At 69.6% G+C, this 15,516-nt stretch carries 10 protein-coding genes and 2 pseudogenes; 6 read left to right on the forward strand and 6 right to left on the reverse strand.

Annotated elements, in window-relative coordinates; genetic code table 11:
* Positions 1–2 precede the first annotated feature (2 nt).
* Positions 3–3,494: a polymorphic toxin type 28 domain-containing protein gene (locus Q5530_RS31700; RefSeq protein ID WP_415366491.1), complete on the reverse strand. Its 3,492-nt coding sequence runs from the start codon at positions 3,492–3,494 to the stop codon at positions 3–5.
* Positions 3,495–3,844: 350 nt separating this feature from the next.
* Between Q5530_RS31700 and Q5530_RS31705 the strand changes: the two genes are divergently transcribed.
* Both Q5530_RS31705 and Q5530_RS31710 read left to right on the forward strand, forming a co-directional pair.
* Positions 3,845–4,342, forward strand: coding sequence for a hypothetical protein (locus tag Q5530_RS31705; protein ID WP_415366492.1), 498 nt, complete (start codon positions 3,845–3,847; stop codon positions 4,340–4,342).
* 132 nt (positions 4,343–4,474) lie between these two features.
* Positions 4,475–6,310, forward strand: a complete 1,836-nt coding sequence (locus tag Q5530_RS31710) for a S1 family peptidase (RefSeq protein ID WP_415366494.1) — start codon at positions 4,475–4,477, stop codon at positions 6,308–6,310.
* Between the two features lie 63 nt (positions 6,311–6,373).
* On the opposite strand, the gene Q5530_RS31715 is transcribed toward Q5530_RS31710, so the two are convergent.
* The gene (locus Q5530_RS31715) at positions 6,374–6,658 is read right to left on the reverse strand and encodes an integrase core domain-containing protein (RefSeq protein WP_415366507.1); all 285 of its coding nucleotides are present in this window, start codon (positions 6,656–6,658) and stop codon (positions 6,374–6,376) included.
* Between Q5530_RS31715 and Q5530_RS31720 the strand changes: the two genes are divergently transcribed.
* Positions 6,551–6,772: a hypothetical protein gene (locus Q5530_RS31720; RefSeq protein ID WP_415366510.1), complete on the forward strand. Its 222-nt coding sequence runs from the start codon at positions 6,551–6,553 to the stop codon at positions 6,770–6,772. The genes Q5530_RS31715 and Q5530_RS31720 overlap by 108 nt on opposite strands.
* A 63-nt stretch (positions 6,773–6,835) precedes the next feature.
* On the opposite strand, the gene Q5530_RS31725 is transcribed toward Q5530_RS31720, so the two are convergent.
* The gene (locus Q5530_RS31725; protein ID WP_415366495.1) at positions 6,836–7,444 is read right to left on the reverse strand and encodes a helix-turn-helix domain-containing protein; all 609 of its coding nucleotides are present in this window, start codon (positions 7,442–7,444) and stop codon (positions 6,836–6,838) included.
* Between the two features lie 79 nt (positions 7,445–7,523).
* On the opposite strand from Q5530_RS31725, the pseudogene Q5530_RS31730 reads away from it, so the two are divergent.
* Together Q5530_RS31730 and Q5530_RS31735 are read left to right on the forward strand one after the other, a co-directional pair.
* Positions 7,524–7,769 (forward strand): annotated as a pseudogene (locus Q5530_RS31730) (transposase family protein); the annotation flags it as partial.
* A 69-nt stretch (positions 7,770–7,838) separates the two neighbouring features.
* A complete protein-coding gene (locus Q5530_RS31735; RefSeq protein WP_415366496.1) occupies positions 7,839–8,162 on the forward strand; it encodes a hypothetical protein in 324 nt (107 codons plus the stop codon).
* A 526-nt stretch (positions 8,163–8,688) separates the two neighbouring features.
* Here Q5530_RS31735 and Q5530_RS31740 read toward each other — a convergent pair.
* Complete coding sequence (locus tag Q5530_RS31740) at positions 8,689–9,036, reverse strand: hypothetical protein (RefSeq protein ID WP_415366497.1); 348 nt, start codon at positions 9,034–9,036, stop codon at positions 8,689–8,691.
* Between the two features lie 26 nt (positions 9,037–9,062).
* Here Q5530_RS31740 and Q5530_RS31745 point away from each other — a divergent pair, with 26 nt between their 5' ends.
* A complete protein-coding gene (locus tag Q5530_RS31745) occupies positions 9,063–11,795 on the forward strand; it encodes a hypothetical protein (protein WP_415366498.1) in 2,733 nt (910 codons plus the stop codon).
* Positions 11,796–12,180: 385 nt separating this feature from the next.
* On the opposite strand, the gene Q5530_RS31750 is transcribed toward Q5530_RS31745, so the two are convergent.
* A complete protein-coding gene (locus Q5530_RS31750) occupies positions 12,181–13,626 on the reverse strand; it encodes an ATP-binding protein (protein ID WP_415366499.1) in 1,446 nt (481 codons plus the stop codon).
* Positions 13,627–14,246: 620 nt separating this feature from the next.
* A pseudogene (locus Q5530_RS31755) lies at positions 14,247–15,262 on the reverse strand (IS481 family transposase).
* Positions 15,263–15,516: the final 254 nt, after the last annotated feature.

A 15,516-nucleotide genomic window follows, 5' to 3' on the forward strand; every position in this document is an offset into this window, starting at 1 on the left:
GGTCACTTCCTCGGCACGAACTGCTCGGACAGGTCCAGCATCCTACTCGCCCTGCTCAGGTCCGCCTGCGCGGCGGCTTTCTCGGCCGCGCTCCGAGCGGGGTTGTCGAGCACCTTCTTCGACTCCCTGATCACGTTCAACAGGCCGTTCTGCGCGTCGCGGACCTCGTGCACGTGGTCCCACGGCGTGCCGTCGGGCTTGCGTTTGACGACCTCACCCTTCAGCTCACGTGCCGCGGCACGCAGGTCGCGCTCGGTGATGTGCGTGGCGATGTTGTTCAGCTTCTGCCGGAAGGGGCCGGCGGCGATCTTGCCGAACTTCGGGATGTGCGCGGCCCAGCCGAGCAGCCTGCCGATCGACTTGCCGAACCCGCTGCCGCCTCCGTTCTCGATCATGCGTATCGGCAGCGGCACGGTGACCAACTGGTTGATCAAATCCGGCCCGCACGCGTCGGGGCGGTCCGAGCAGTACAGCCTCAGCAGCATCGCGGCGGCCTGCGGGTCAGCGGACAACCGCTCGAAGTCGACGTTGCCGATGTCCCAGCCGAGCCAGATGTCGAAGTCGTGCACGAGGCCGGTGCACGAGCCGGTGCCGATCCTGGTCGGCAGCTTCACGTCGTTCAGGTAGCAGTGCCCGTCGAGGTAGAACGTGACGGTCCCGTTCTCGAACTCGTTGATGAAGTCGGGTACCTCGTAGTTCTCGAACGCCGCGTCCTGCGCGCGTTGCTCCCGCTCCTCGGCGTTCCTCAGGTCGATCGAGAGCTGCAACGCCTCCGAGGCGAGGGCTGCGGCCTCCGCCGCGTCCCTGCCCGCCGCGTCGGCCGAGGCACGGGCCTGGGCCGCATACGTGTTCGCGAGCGCCGCGCTGGCTTTGGCGTTCGCCGCGGAGCTCTCGGCCTGCGCGGCCGAATTGTCCGCCGCCCTCGCCGCCTGGTGGGCCGACGCCTCGGCTTCACGGGCCTGGCGTGCCGAAGCCGCCGCCTGCTCCGCCCAGTTCTGCGCGTCCACCGCGGACTGCTCGGCCTCCTTGGCGTACTCCTCGGCCTGGGCCGCGTGCTTCGTCGCCTCCTGCGCGTGACGCTCGGCGTCGGCGGCGGCGTTGCGCGCCACGGCCGCGACGCGCTGCGCCTCCGCCGCGTCGGACTGCGCGGTCGCCGCGATCTGCGCCGCGTCGGCCACGTAGCCCTTGATCCTGGCCGCGTGCGTGGCCGCGTCGTTGTCCCTGCGCTGGGCCTTGAAGCGGTCCACGTTGAGGAACTCGGTCACGTACGACGGCGGTCCCGAGAGCGCGATCTGCGCCGCGGCGCCGACCTCGGTCAGCGGCTGCCCCGCCACCGGGAGGAATGCCGCCGCCGCGGCCCTCTCGTCCTGGATCCGGGCGACGTGCTGACCCGTGCGGATGAACTCGTGCTGGTCCAGTTCCGAGCCTTCGAGGGCGCGCGACGCCGCGGCCCTGGTCGCGGAGCCGCCCGCGTTCACGATTTGCGCGATCTTGACCCGGTCGTCGGTGTACTTGCCGTCGTAGTGCTGGGTGGTGAGGAACGACCGCACCGCGTCGCCATCGCCGGCCAGTGCGGCGACCGCCGCGGTCCTGAGCGGGGGAATCTCCCCGCTGTCGGCGATGTGCGACACGCGTGAGCGGTCGTCCTGCTCGGCGGCGACGGCGCGCTGCCTGCGGACGAACTCAATCACCTCGTCCTCGGTGCCCGCGAGCGCGGCGAACGCGACCTCACGGGTCCAACTGCCACCGGTGCGGATCATCCGGGAAGCCGCCTTGCGGCCCTTGGCCACCGTGACCTCGCGCGCGGCGTCCGGTGCGACCGCTTCGTTCAGCAGTCTGCGCGTGTCCGAGTCGATTCGGCTGTCTTCGAGGTCGTCCCGCCGCGGCGGGACGGGCTGCGCCTCGTACTCCGCCTTGGCCGCGGCGGCCTCCGCGGTCCTGAGCTCCGTCGTGGTGACCAGTCGCTGCTGGTCCGCCGCACGCGCCGCCTCCTCGACCTTCGAGGCCCGCTCGGCGGCCGAAGTCGCCGTGATCGCCGCGGCGGACGCGGCATTGGCGGCATCGGTCGACCGGCGGGCGGCGTCCGCCGCGTCACCGGCGTGGTCGGCTGCCTCGTCGGCGGCGGCTGCCGCGTTCTCGGCGTGCTGTGCGGCGGCGTTTGCCGCGTCACGTGCTTCCCACGCGGCCTGCGCGGCCTGCGCGGCCAACACATCGGCTTCGTTCGCCGCGCGCGTGGCGGCCTGCGCGTACCGGCGCGCCTGAGCCGCGGCGTTCCGGGCGCGTGCCGCTTCCGCGCTCGCCACGTTCGACTGGTTCGCCGCCTCGGCCGCGGCGGCCGCCGCGGCGTCGGCGTTACCCGCTGCCGCCGCTGCCGCCTTGGCGGCGTTGCCCGAGGCGATGGCCGCGTTGCCCGCCGCGTTCGCGGCGACGGCGGCGAGCTTCGCGCCCGCTGCGACATCGCGCGCGGCCTGCGCGGCCTGACGTGCGGCCGACGCGTCGTTGGCGTTCGTCGCCGCGGCAGCCGCGGCGTGGGAGGCTCGCGTCGCGGCGTGACTCGCGAGTGTCGCGGCGCTCGCGGCCCGCGCCGCGGCGTTGGCGGCGACCCGAGCGGCGTTGTTCGCCGACTCGGCGGCACCGATCGCGACGTTGGCGGCCTTTGCGGCGCCACTGGCCGCGTCAGCCGCGCGTCCGGCGGCAGCGGAAGCCTCGTTCGCGTTGTCCCGTGCGGCCGCGGTCTCCCGCGCGGCGCGCTCGGCGGCTTCCTTCGCGAGCGCGGCGGCCTGCACCGCCTGCTCGGAAGCCTCCTTCGCCTTCTCGGTCTCCAGCGCCGCGGTGGCGCCTGCTTCCCGGGCGAGTTCGACGAGTTGGGAGACGGTCAGCACTTCCTGGTCGCGTTCACGTGCGACGTGCTGACCGACCTCGATGTACTCGCGGATGTCGTCGGCCGTGCCCAACAGCGCGATCTCCGCGGTGCGCTTCACCTCGGCGCCGCCCGCGTTCATGATCTGGGTGACCTTGAGCCGGTTGTCCTGCTCCCGGGCCGGGAACTGGCTGACACGCAGGAACAGTTGCCGGTCGGAGTCGGTGCCGTCCAGGGCCTGTTTCGCGGTGCGGCGGACGACGGGCCCGGCCGCGTTCATGATCTGCGTGATCTGGACGCGCTGGTCCTGCGCCAGCGGCGCCTGCCAGCCGTTCTTCAGGAACTCGGAGAGCTGCTCCGGCGTTTCGGACAGCGCCTGCGCGGCGGCTTCGCGGACCTTGCGCCCGCTGATCGCGATGATCCGCGCCGCGCGCAGGCGGTCGTCGTGCACCGACGCCGTCTGCCTGCCGTTGGCCAGGTACTCGCGAACGTCCGCCTCGGACCCGAGCAGCGCGGCTTCTGCGGTGCGTTGGACCACGGGACCACCCGCGCGCATGGCCTGCACGATCTTCATGCGATCGGTGAGCGGAACGACGACCTCGTCCTGGGCGAACGCGGTCGGCGCGATCACCACGCCGAGAGCCAATGCGGTCGCGATGACGGCTGTGCCGAATGGCCGTAGCCGCCTGCCGATTTCTGTTCGTCTCATCGGACCCCCGGAGTCATTGGCGAGTTGAGCAGGGGGCCACTGCCGACCTGGCCGAGGTCTTCAATTTTCCCCCTTCTGGAATCTATAGAGCAAACGCCCTTCGTTGGCAAACGTTCGGGTTCGTTACACAATGTGACGCACGACATAGAAGATTGGCTTCCGGTCGCCGTTGGCCCATTATCTGGGGCAGCGCCCGAACGGTGGTGGCGCAACTGGGGCGCGTTCCGCGTGCGGTTGATCATCCAAGACCGCGTGCGCTGATCTGGGGAGGTCCGGTGAGGGCTCGTTCTCGCACGCTCGTTGTCGGTGCGGTTGGCGCCGTCTGCGCATTACTGCTCGGCGCTTCCGCCGCCGCGACCGGTGGTGCCGCCGGACCGGCCGAGGATTCTCAGCCGTCGCTGGTGGAGACTTACGACTACCCCGGCGCCGCGGCCATCGAGGCCGAGCGCGGCATCAAGCTCAAGAAGGGTGACGGGCACATCCTGTTCGTCGAGTGCGCGGACAACGCGAACCAGCTGAAAGTCGAGAGCACGGCCTTCCCGCAGGGCCGAAACTTCTTCTGCTTCAAGGTCGTCGGCGTCAAGGGTCAGATCGTGATGGAACTGCCCGAGGCGTTCCTGGTGTACGGAAACGATTACAACGTCGTGGCGACGTGGCGCGCCGAAGACGGGTCCGTGCACAACACGCCGATTCGCAAGAACGGACTCACCGCGATTGGCGAGGGCGTCACCGGAACTCCCGGATCGTTGATCGAGTTCAATGCGACCAGGTAAGGGTCGGTCGACCGCGGGGATGGCGTCATCAATTCTCGGCAAAGCTGTTCATGGGGGAACCGTGCGAACTTGTTGTGTTTCCGTTGTGCCGGCCGGCGGCAGGGTCACCGCGCTCGAACTCCGGGTGTGCGCATGAGCCGCCCGGGACTTCGGCGAGCCGCCGGACTGCTCGCCCTCGTCACGGCGGCGAGTCTGCTCGCCGCGGTGCCGGGAGCCGCGGTCAGCGGTGGCGGCGCGGTCGCGGACGGCACTTACGCGTTCGCGGTGAAACTGGAGGTCGGGGGCGCCCACGGGTGCAGTGGCGCATTGGTCGCCCCGCAGTGGGTGATCACTGCGGCGAACTGCTTCCCGGAGAACGCGGGGCAGGCCGGTCCCCCGAAGGTCGCCGCGACGGCGATCGTCGGCCGCGCCGACCAGAACGGCACCGATGGCCACGCCGTGTCCGTGGTCGACCTGCTGTTCCGGACGGACCGGAACGTGGCGTTGGCGAAGCTGGCCACGCCGATCGCCGACATCGCCCCGGTCGCCATCGGCAGTTCCCCGCCCACGACGGGCGAGTTGTTGCGCATCGCTGGATATGGCCGTACCAACGTCGATTGGGTGCCCGGGAAACTGCACAGTGCGACGGTTTCGGTCCAGTCGATGACCGCCAACACGTTGGCGGTCATCGGAAACCCGCAGACCGCGACGACCACGTGCAAGGGCGACGCGGGCGGCCCGACGCTTCGTGAGCGCAACGGCACGGTCGAATTGATCGCCGTGCACCACACCTCGTGGCAGGCCGGTTGCCTGGACTCGACGGAAACCCGGCAAGGGGCGACCGAGACCCGGGTCGACGACATCGCGAGCTGGATCGGTCAGCGGCTCCGCGGCGACGCCTACACCGCGCTCGCCACTCCGACACGACTGCTGGACACCCGCGGCCCGACCGGCGGCCACCCGCAGGTCCTGACCGCGGGCGAGATCGTGCCCCTGACCATCCCGGACCTGCCCGCCGGGGCGAGCGCGGTCGCGGTGAACCTGACCGGTGTCGACGCCTCGGCGCACACGTTCCTCACCGCCTACGGCGACACCCTGCCCACGTCGTCGAACCTCAACATCCCACCGACCCGCCCGGCCGCGGTCATGGCCGTGGTCCCGGTCGGCACCGACCGCAAGATCAGGATCCGGAACAACGCGGGAACGATCCACGCCCTGGTGGACCTGCTCGGCTACTACAGCGCCTCCGGTGCGTCGACCTACCAGCCGAAGGACAGCGCGGCGCTGGTGCTCGACACGCGCACCGCCACCGGTGGCCACCAACGCCCGTTCACGGGTGGCGAAACGTTCACCCTGCCCATCCGCGGCGTGGCGGACGTGCCGTCCAACGCGGTCGCGGTCGCGGTGAACGTGACCGGGACCCAGAGCACGCACGGCAGCTTCTTCACGGTGTTCGGCCAAGGTGAACGCAGTGGCTCGACACTGAACGTCGAGGCGGGTGAGGACCGGGCGGCCCAGTCGATCGTGCCGATCGGCAGCGACGGCGCGATCCGCGTTTTCCTCCACTTCGGACAGGCGCACGCGCTGGTCTCGGTACTGGGCTACTTCGTCCCGGGCGACAGCGGCAGCAGGTTCGTGGCACTGCCGACGCCGACCCGGATCGTCGACACCCGCAACCCCGAGTCGCCGCACCCCCGTGCGCTGACGCCGGGCGAGATCATGACCCTCCCGGTGAACGGGCTGCCGGCGCAGGCCACGGCGGCGGCCTTCAACCTCACCGGCGTACAGCCCTCCGGCAACACGGTGATCACGGCTTGGTCGCACGACGTCCCGTTCGCCGGCCAACCATCGACCATGAACGTCAGCGGAGGGGAGATCACGTCCAACGCGTCCACCATCAGACTCGGGTCGGGCGCCCTGGTGGACATCCGCAACTCCGTAGGCACAACGCACGTGGTCGTCGACATGCAGGGCTACTACACCCGGTAGGCACTGACGACGACGGCCTGCCCTGTGAGGTGTCAAAAGTCGGCCACGTGGCCTGACCTGCGGTTAGGCTGCTACGGGTTCGTACTCGTTGATCAGGCCGCCGAGGACTGGTCGGCGGCGTATTGCGGTGTAGTCCGCCTCTGCGATCGGCCGGTCCGGTCGTGGTGGTGCGAGCTGTAGGGCTTGGTGGGGTCGGCGGTGGTTGTAGTGGGTCGCGTAGCGGCCGAGTACCGACCGCAGGTGGTGTTCGTTGATGATGAGCAGGCGGTCGGTGGCTTCGCGTCGGGCGGTTCCGATGAACCGCTCGGCGTGGGCGTTGGCTCGCAGGCACCGTGGTGGGATCTTCACGACCTGGATGCCTGCGTCGGAGAGGACCGCGTCGAACGAGGCGGTGAACTGGCCGGCCCGGTCGCGGATGAGGAACCGGAAGTCGTCTGCCCGGTCACCGAGATCCATCAATAGGTTGCGTGCTTGTTGCGTGGTCCACGGGCCGTTCGGGTTCTTGGTGGTGTCGAGGATGTGGACCTAGCGGGTGGCGACCTCCATCACGAAGAAGACGTAGACGCGCTTGAGGGTGAGGGCGCAGTCGACGTGGAAGAAGTCGCAGGCCAACATGCTCGCGGCCTGGGCGCGGAGGAACCGCCGCCAGGAGGTGTCGGTGTCGCGCTGGGGCGCGGGCGGTACCCGCAGGCGCCTGAGCACGCGGCGAACCGTTGCAGCGGCTACCCGGTGGCCGAGCTTGAGCAGTTCGCCCTGGATTCGGCGGTAGCCCCACCCGGCGTTCTCCCGGGCCATCCGCGCGATCAACGCCACAACCGTGTCGTCGATCGGAGGTCGGCCGGTGCGGCTCGGGTACGTCCACTTCTTCGCGACCAGACGCCGGTGCCATCGCAGGAGCGTCCCCGGTGTCACCAACCGGTGTTGCCGTAACCAGCCGGGTAGGCGTCGGACCAACGCGGCGAGCATCGCGCGATCGGTCCAGTCCAACCGTGGGCGAGGGTTGGTTCGGCGTAGCACGGCGACTTCGTGCCGCAGCACCAGCAACTCCACGTCCTTGGCCGCCGATGACCGGCCGAGCAGAACCAAGCAGTCGACGACCCGAACGAAGATCAGGTACAGCAGTCGTAGCGCCACGCCTCACGATCATGCTCCTACAGCTCATGGTGCGCGATCGCCGCAGGTCGGCGCCTCAGTGCAGAGTTCCGGCACCCCACAGGGTGAGGGCGGCACGGTGCGCACCCCGTTCAAACGTCACGCGAAACGCCCTCGGCTGTCACGCGGGCAGAAGGCGGTCAACCGGGCACACACCCGCATCCGCGCACTCGGCGAACGCGCCGTATCACTGCTCAAGGGCTGGAAAGCCCTGGCCAAGCTGCGATGCTGCCCACGCCGAGCCACCGCGATCGTCGCGGCCATCCTCGTCCTGCACCACATCGAGACCCACCGCCAACCACGATGAAAAGACTCAATGAGAGTGAGCCTGGCACCGCCGCGGGTATGGGATCGTGGTCGCGTGAGAGCTGGCCGTGTGGTGCTGTCGCTGACCTGCTTGTGCGTCGCCGGACTGGGCGGCTGGTTCGCGGTGGCGCGGTGGGACGACGCCAACAAGGTAGCCGCGTTCGCTTCGGCTCTGGGTGCGGTCGCCGCTGTCGGGGTGGCGCTATGGGCGGCGCTGAGGACGTTGCCGGACCTGCAGCTCGACGTGCGCGGCACGGGCCTGGCGCAGGCACGTGGCGGTGGCTCGGCCAACAGCGGTGTGCGTGGCAAGGCGACCGGTTCCGTCCGGGTGCGGGACACCGGTGACGCGGTGGCCGACGACGGGGACGCCAACAGCGGTGCCCGGCTCGACTGACGACCGCATGGCTCGCTGGCGGCACATCAGGGCGTCCAACACCGGTGATGCGATCGCGGGTCCCGGTGGGTATGCGAACACGGGTGTGCACATCGGTGACGTGCACCTGTTGCCGGTGAGCCCGGTACGCAGCGGTTACCTGCACCAGGTCCGTCGGATCGCGCCGCCGGAGCTGCTGTCGCGGGACCGGGAGTTGGCCGAGCTGGCCGCGTTCTGCCGGGACCCCGTCGCAGCCGGCGCCTACCGGTGGTGGCGGGCGCCCGCGTGGTCGGGCAAGACGGCGTTGCTGTCGTGGTTCGTGCTTAACCCGCCGCCGGGCGTGCGGATCGTGTCGTTTTTCGTCACGGCCCGGTTGGCGGGGCAGAGTGGTCGGGCAGCCTTCGTCGACAACGTCCTGGAACAGTTGCAAGCCCTCGTCGGCGGACCTGCGGTGACCGTCACCGACACGTCCTGTACCACCCACCTGCTCGGGTTGCTCGACACCGCCGCCCATGCCTGCCGGGCGGCCGGCGAAACCCTGGTGCTCCTAGTCGACGGGCTCGACGAGGACGAGGGAGCCGACGCCGACGTGGGCGAGGACCGCAGCATCGCCGCGCTGCTGCCCATGGATCCCCCAGCGGGCATGCGGGTGATCGTGGCTGGTCGGCCGAACCCGCCCATCCCCGGTGACGTCCCCGGCCACCACCCGCTGCGGTCGTCGACCGTCGTCCGCTCGCTCACCACGTCGGCGGCCGCCCGGGTGGCGCGGGCGGACATGGAACGCGAGCTCTCGCGCCTGCTGCGCGGGCCACCCGACGAGCAGGACCTGCTCGGCCTGCTCGTCGCCGCGGGTGGCGGCCTCACCGTGGCCGACCTCGTGGAACTCACCGGACAAACCCGGCAGCATGTCGAGGACCGGCTGTGGACGGTCGCGGGCCGGAGTTCACCAGGCGGGATAGCCAGCTCCGGCCCGGTGAGCTGGCCGACGTGTACCTGCTCGGCCACGAGGAGCTGCGGGTCAGCGTCGTGGCAGCGCTCGGCGACGAGCGTCTCGAGGCCTGTCGGCACCGGCTGCACCAGTGGGCTGACGAGTACCGCGATCGTCTGTGGCCGGTCGGCACACCCGAGTACCTGCTGCACGGCTACCACTCGCTGTTGCTCGCATCGGGCGACCTCGGGAGAGCGGTCGACCTCGCCACGGACCCCGACCGCCACGACCGGGTGCTGGACGTCTCCGGGGGCGACGCGCTCGCCGTCGACGAGATCACGGCATCCCTCCGCGCGCTCGCCGGCTGTGAGCACGTCGACCTGGCCGCCATGGCCCGACTGGCGGTGCACCGCGATCACCTCGGAAGCCGGGGACTCGGCATTCCCGCCGGACTGCCCGCGCTGTGGGCCGCATTGGGGTTCTACAGCCGTGCGGTGTCGCTGGTGAGGTCGATCGGATCGTCCTTCGACAGGGTTGGAGCGTTCCGTTCGACCGCAGAGACCCTGTTCGCCGCCGGTCAGGCCGAGTACGCCCACCAGGTGGTCGACCACCTGGTGGAGGTGGCGTGGGCGCAAGCTTTCGTTGTCCAGCGGGCCGTCGACCTGGCGATGGCGGTGCGGATCTTTGCCAAGGCCGGCGAGTTCGAGCGGGCTGCGGCGGTTGCCGGCTTGACCGGCCATCCTGGCGAGCTGCGGGCGGCGGTTCTTGACGTCGCAGGGGAACTGGCCGACTCGGGGGCCCATGGACGGGCTCGCGGACTGCTGCGCCACTTTGAGTCGCTCGCCGCTGCCGAAGACCGGACCCCGGCCAGGCAAGCGAGGGAACTCGCGGACGCCGCCCATGTGCTGGCCGTCGTCGGGGAGCGCGGGCGTGCTCGGGAGATGGCGAAGCGCGCCCGCGAGCTCTCCCTGATTCCCGGTGATCCGGCAGGCAGGGCAGCGGCGGCTCTGGCCGTGGTGCGGTGCCTCAACACACTCGGAGCACGTAGGCGAGCACGTCGGTACGCCAGGAAGGCGACGTCGCTGATGGCGTTGCGTCCCGACGAGTATGAAGGCTGGATCTTGCACGGCGCGGTCCTGGCGCTGATCGAAGCCGGGTTGCTGGTCCGAGGGCGAACCCTGATCCGGAAGATGGCCGACTCGCTCCAACGGGATGTCTGCGTTGAGGCGCTGGCGGTCGCCTATGCCCGCCGGGGTGACCACCACACCGCGGTGCACCTCGTCGCTTGGTCTGGGCTCGACTCCCGCTTGGTCTCGACCTGGTGCGAGGTCGCGCTGGCCTTGGTCCGCGGCGGCAACCACGCGGCGGCCGAGGCAATCGCCTTCGACCTGCGCGATCGGCTGATCCACCGGTTGCCCAACCCCAATTCCGTGCTCCTTGGATCGGTGAAGATCCTCTGCGCGGCCGGGAACCTGGGCGAGGCGGAGGTCACCGCGCTGGGCGCCGCCGAGGACGGGCTCCGGGCCGAAGCGCTGGCGGTCGTGGCCGAGGCGCTCGTCGGTCGGGGCATGAACGACCGAGCCGAGGCGCTGCTGCGAAGGGCGGAAGCCGCGGTGGTCGGGCGTGTGGCGGTGGGCCGTCAGGCCGAGGGACACATCAGGATCGCGGAGGCGTTGCTCGACGTGGGTGACCTCCGCAGTGCTCGCGTCATCGGCGATCACCTCCCCGAGTTGATCCAGCGGGCGCGGCTGCTGCACGCCGAGGTGGCCGCTGGTGTGGCTGGCGAGGACGCGTCCGTGCGGTTGATCGAGCTCGCCGACCAGATGGAGGATCGCAATCAGGCCGCGCGGGTCCTGACGTGGGCGGCCGAGGCATTGAGCCGGACGGGTGACGTGGAACAGGCGCTCCGCCTGCTCGTTCGGGCAGAGGGACAGGTCAAGGACGATTGGCAGCGGGACAACGTGTGCGGAGCGATCGCCATTGTGCTGGCTACCGCCGGCGAGCCAGAGGAAGCGCTGGTAGTGACCTACCGGAACGGGATGTCGGGCTGGCGGCAGTTGCTGGAAGTCCTGCCTGCCGTCGGCGAACCGGCCCTGGCGCGTGAGCTCATGCGCCAGGTCGACTCGTCGATCTCCGCCGGAGCGGATCCGGGCACCCGGATGTTGCGCGCGGACCTGGTCGAGCCCTTTGTCGCGGTCGGCGACCTCCGCCGGGCCAACGACCTGGTCGACGACCTGATCGAGTACCTGCGGGCGACACCCGATCCGGAACCGGGCAGCGGCGATTCCGGTCTCGGGGAGCTGGCCGGTGGGGTGTTCGCCCTGCGTGACCCCGATGAGGAACCGTACGTCGTCGAACGCGTCATCAGCCGGATGCGTCGCGCCGCCGGGACTATCGACTACATGAACCAGGCCTCGCTCGCTCGCCCTCTGGCGCTCGCCTGGGTGAGGGTGGGAAACCTGGACAGCGCGCTCGAGTTGGCCACCATGGTCACCGACGCCGACCGCCGGGGGGACGTGCTGCTCGACATCGCGGCGGCCTTGCTGCAGGAGGATAACCGGCACGAGGCACGACCGCTGATCGCGGAGGCGTTGAGGTTGGGTGACGGTCGGGCATGGAGTGAGGTGGTGGTCAAGGTGGGCCGGTTCCTGCCCGAGGTGGTGCAGGCGGTGGGGGCCGAGGTGGTCGTCCTGGTCCAGCGGCGAGTGGTGCTGGACGCTCGGTGACGAGGACGGTCAGGCCCGGGCTGCGGAGGAGCTTGTCGACCTTGTCGGTAAGGGTGGCGGGCAGGCCCGCTCCCCTGACGCAGCGGGCCGTCAAGTCGTGCGCGAACGCGGGCGGCAGGCCGGCCAGGACGAGGTGCTCGGTGGCCTGCTCGGGCGGGATCCCGGCGTTGTGCACGCCGAAAATGTCATCCGCGCAGGTCGAGCAACATGGTGGTACTCGTCGAGGACGCTGCCCAACCGCTGTCGTTTTGGAGGTGCCCTCGGACGGCGGGTGCGGGAGCGGTCGATTCATCGCTGCGGCTTTGTGCTTGGGCGATTCGTCGCCAGATCGAGCGTAACCTTAGCCACTTGATTCGCGCTCAAGTGGCGGAGGCTGCCAGACCGTTCAGCCGGTTTTCCAGCAGTCCATGATCTCTTGCGGTCCCCAGATGAGGTCGGCGTCGGCGGTGTCGATGTCGGTGCCGGACAGGGATACGACGGCGAGTCCGGAGCGGCCTGCCTCGTAGCCTGGGACGTGGCTGGCGGAGTGGCGGAGCGTTTCGAGGTCGTGGCGGTCGAAGGTGCTGCCGATCCATTTGATCGACCCGGCGAAGTCGATGCGGCCGGCGACGGGGGAGCGGTCGGCTCCGACGAGGTCGATCTCGGGGTTGTGCTGTCGGTTCCACCAGCCGCCCACGGTGACGGTGTCGGGCCAGGGCAGTTCGCCGGCCTGTCCGGCGAGTTCCAGTGCTTCGCGGATGAGTGGTTCGACGGCACGTCCGCGCCAGCTGGTCCATTGGCGTTGCAGGACGCGGGCGCCGATGTGGGGGCGTCCGCGGCGGGCTTGTTCCTGGATGGCGCGTCCGATGGGCAGGTAGAAGCGCAGGTTGCTGTCGGCGATCCGGTAGAGGGCCGGTTTGCCGGGCTTGGTGGAGAGGGGGTGGTCCACCGCCAGGACGCGTTTCTCCTCGGTCAGTCGGCGCAGCAGCGGCGACAGTGTTCCGGAGGGGATGTGTCCCTGGTTGCTTCCGGCGGTGGCGGCGATGTTGGCGTGGGTGCGGTTGTCGCCGCCGATCGATTCCACGACGCGGTGCGCCTGGTCGGGTGAGGGGAACTCGGCCAGCAGGGAGGATTCCGGCACGCCGAACAGCGGTGCGGCCGGGTCGTCGCATTCACTGCGCAGGAAGTCGGCTGGTGGCATGGCGTGGGGCCAGCTGCGGATGATGCCGGGCAGGCCGCCGGTGACGAGGTGGGCGTCGATGGCATCGGCTGCGTCCAGGCCGAGGGCGTGTCCGGTCTCGGCGGGGTTGAGCGGTCCGAGCACGAGGTTGTCCGCGCGTCCGTAGAAGGGGCGGTCGTAGGCGGTGAGGCGTTCCATCATGTGCAGGTCGCTGCCCAGCAGCACCAGCAGTACCGGGCGGCGTGACCACAGCCGGTCCCACGCGGTCTGCAACGCGCCGTCGAAGACCTCGTCCTGTTCGGCCAGCCACGGCAACTCGTCGAGTACCACGACCGCGGGGGTGTCCGGCAGTGTCGCGCCCAGGACGCGGAACGCGTCGGGCCAGCCGCCGGTGACCCCGGTGGGCGGACCGACCTGTCCGGCGGCCAGGGACGAGTCGGCGAGCTCGGCGAGGAAAGCGGTGATCGACTCGACCGAGGACGCGCCCTTGGTGGCGGCGAAGTAGAAGTAGGGGACGTCGGCCCGGTCGCAGAACTCCTGAACCAGCCGGGACTTGCCCACCTGCCGTCGTCCGCGGATGGCGATCGCGGCCCCTTCCCGTGAGGTGATCACCCGGTCCAGGCGCTTGCGCAGGAGGCGCAGCTCGGCTTGTCTGCCCACGAAACCCGACATGGACATCAGCGTAGATGAAATCTACATAGATTGCACCTACATGGTGGAGGAAGCTGTGGAGGTCCCGCACTTCCATCGGCCCTCGCTTCTGGTGAGTGCCGACTGTCTTCAAGGGCCGGGAGTCGACACCGCGGTCAGGCCCTGTACGTCGACCGGGTGCGATCCGAGCTTCTGCGGTCAAGCCGCTTGCATGGTGTAGGCGGTGGGATAAGCACCTCGTTGCTGGCGAGCATTTCGTCCACTTGGATTACGCACATGTGTTCGACGGCCGCGGCGGTCGACGTGACCCTGCTGTGGGAGGGAGAGGGGAGGAAATTGGGAGAATTCAATATGAACGAACATGGGCGAACTGCGCTGAAGTGCATTCAATCGCACCGCTGCGACCTGTGGATTCAACGTTTTCGCGGGTCGGAACAAGATCTGGGAAATTCTGGGGGTTGAGTCCGCAACATATCGGTTGGTCAAGGGGTCGTTCGACCAAAGGCGACTCGCGATGTGCTGTATGACTCTATCGCACCGCTTTGAGCGATGCTGTTCGAGGCGCTTCTCGAAGGTGGCTGAGGATCACAGGGTAGCGTCGCGCAGTTGACACCACGGGTAGTCCCGGTTACGGATGCCGCCTAGTTGTATGAGGCCATGACGTTGGTGACGCCGGTGTGGAGCCGTGTGGCTGGTGGTCGGTTTCCGGCGGCGGTGTGGGGGCGATGGTAGTTGCAGTGGATGTTCCAGACCGCCAGGGCGTCGGTGCGGTGCTGTTCGCTGGTCCAGACGTGGGCGTGGAGGAATTCCTCGCCCAGGATGCGCTGGTAGCGCTCGACTTTGCCGTTGTGGCGTGGAGTGTAGGGGTGATGCGTTGGTGGCGGGCGCCGCGCAGGACGGTGGTGAAGTCGTGGGCGCGGTAGCAGGAGCCGTTGTCGGTGACGATGCGGTGGACGTGGGTGATGCCGTGGGCAGCGAAGAACGCCCGCGCCCGGTGGGTGAAGCCGATCGTGGTGCGGGCCTTCTCGTCGGGTAGCGCCTCGGTGTAGGCCAGGCGGGAGAACCCGTCGACCGCGGAGTGCGGGTAGGTGTAGCTGCGCCGGGTGCCGGACTTGCCGGTGCCGGTGTTCTTGGCGCGTTCGGCCTGTTTGGCCTGCTCGCTGCCCCTGCCGTGGACGCGCCACCCGCCGCCGTCGGGGATCACGCCAACCTTCTTCACGTCCAGGTGGACCATGTGGCCGGGCCAGTGGGCGACGATCCGCCGCGGCGTGCGGTTGGTCTCGCCGGTCGGGTCGGGGAACCGGCGGCGGTTGAGGCCGAGGTGGGCCAGGTGCCGGCCGACCGTGCGCGTCGAGACGGTGGTGCCCTCGGCGGCGAGTTCCAGGGCGATGCGGCGGGCGGACCATTTACGGTCCCGTCGCAGCCGCTCGATACGGACGATCACCTCGGCGGGGGTGGCGGTGGGCTGCCGGCGCGGAGCGCTGGGACGGTCGGCCAGTCCTGCCTCGCCGAAGCGGCGATGGCGGTTGACCCACTTGGAGGCGCATTGGCGTGAGATGCCCATCTCGGCCGCGACGTGGGCGATCGGGCGGGTCTCACAGCGTTGGACCAGGCGGTGGCGGCCTTCCACGGACAGCGGGGCGTTACGGTGGAGCACGGACGGGTCTTTCTGCTCGGCGGACGAGTTGGTCGCACTTCTCATCCTGCCGCCGGAAGACCCGTCCGCCCGTTCAGGCCCGCCCCACCGTCACCAACGTCATGACCCGCAACAGCTAGCAGGTGCCGTTGGATTCCTTCATGCCGTTGTTGGCGCCGGCGGTGCGGCTGACGATGGCCGGTACGCAGGTGGTCTGGTCGAGGGTGTAGGCGTAGGGGATGGAGACGGTGGTGGTGGACTTGACGTCGGGGCCG

The sequence above is a fragment of the Saccharothrix sp. BKS2 genome, from assembly GCF_047689505.1.
Classification (GTDB): domain Bacteria; phylum Actinomycetota; class Actinomycetes; order Mycobacteriales; family Pseudonocardiaceae; genus Actinosynnema; species Actinosynnema lopnurensis.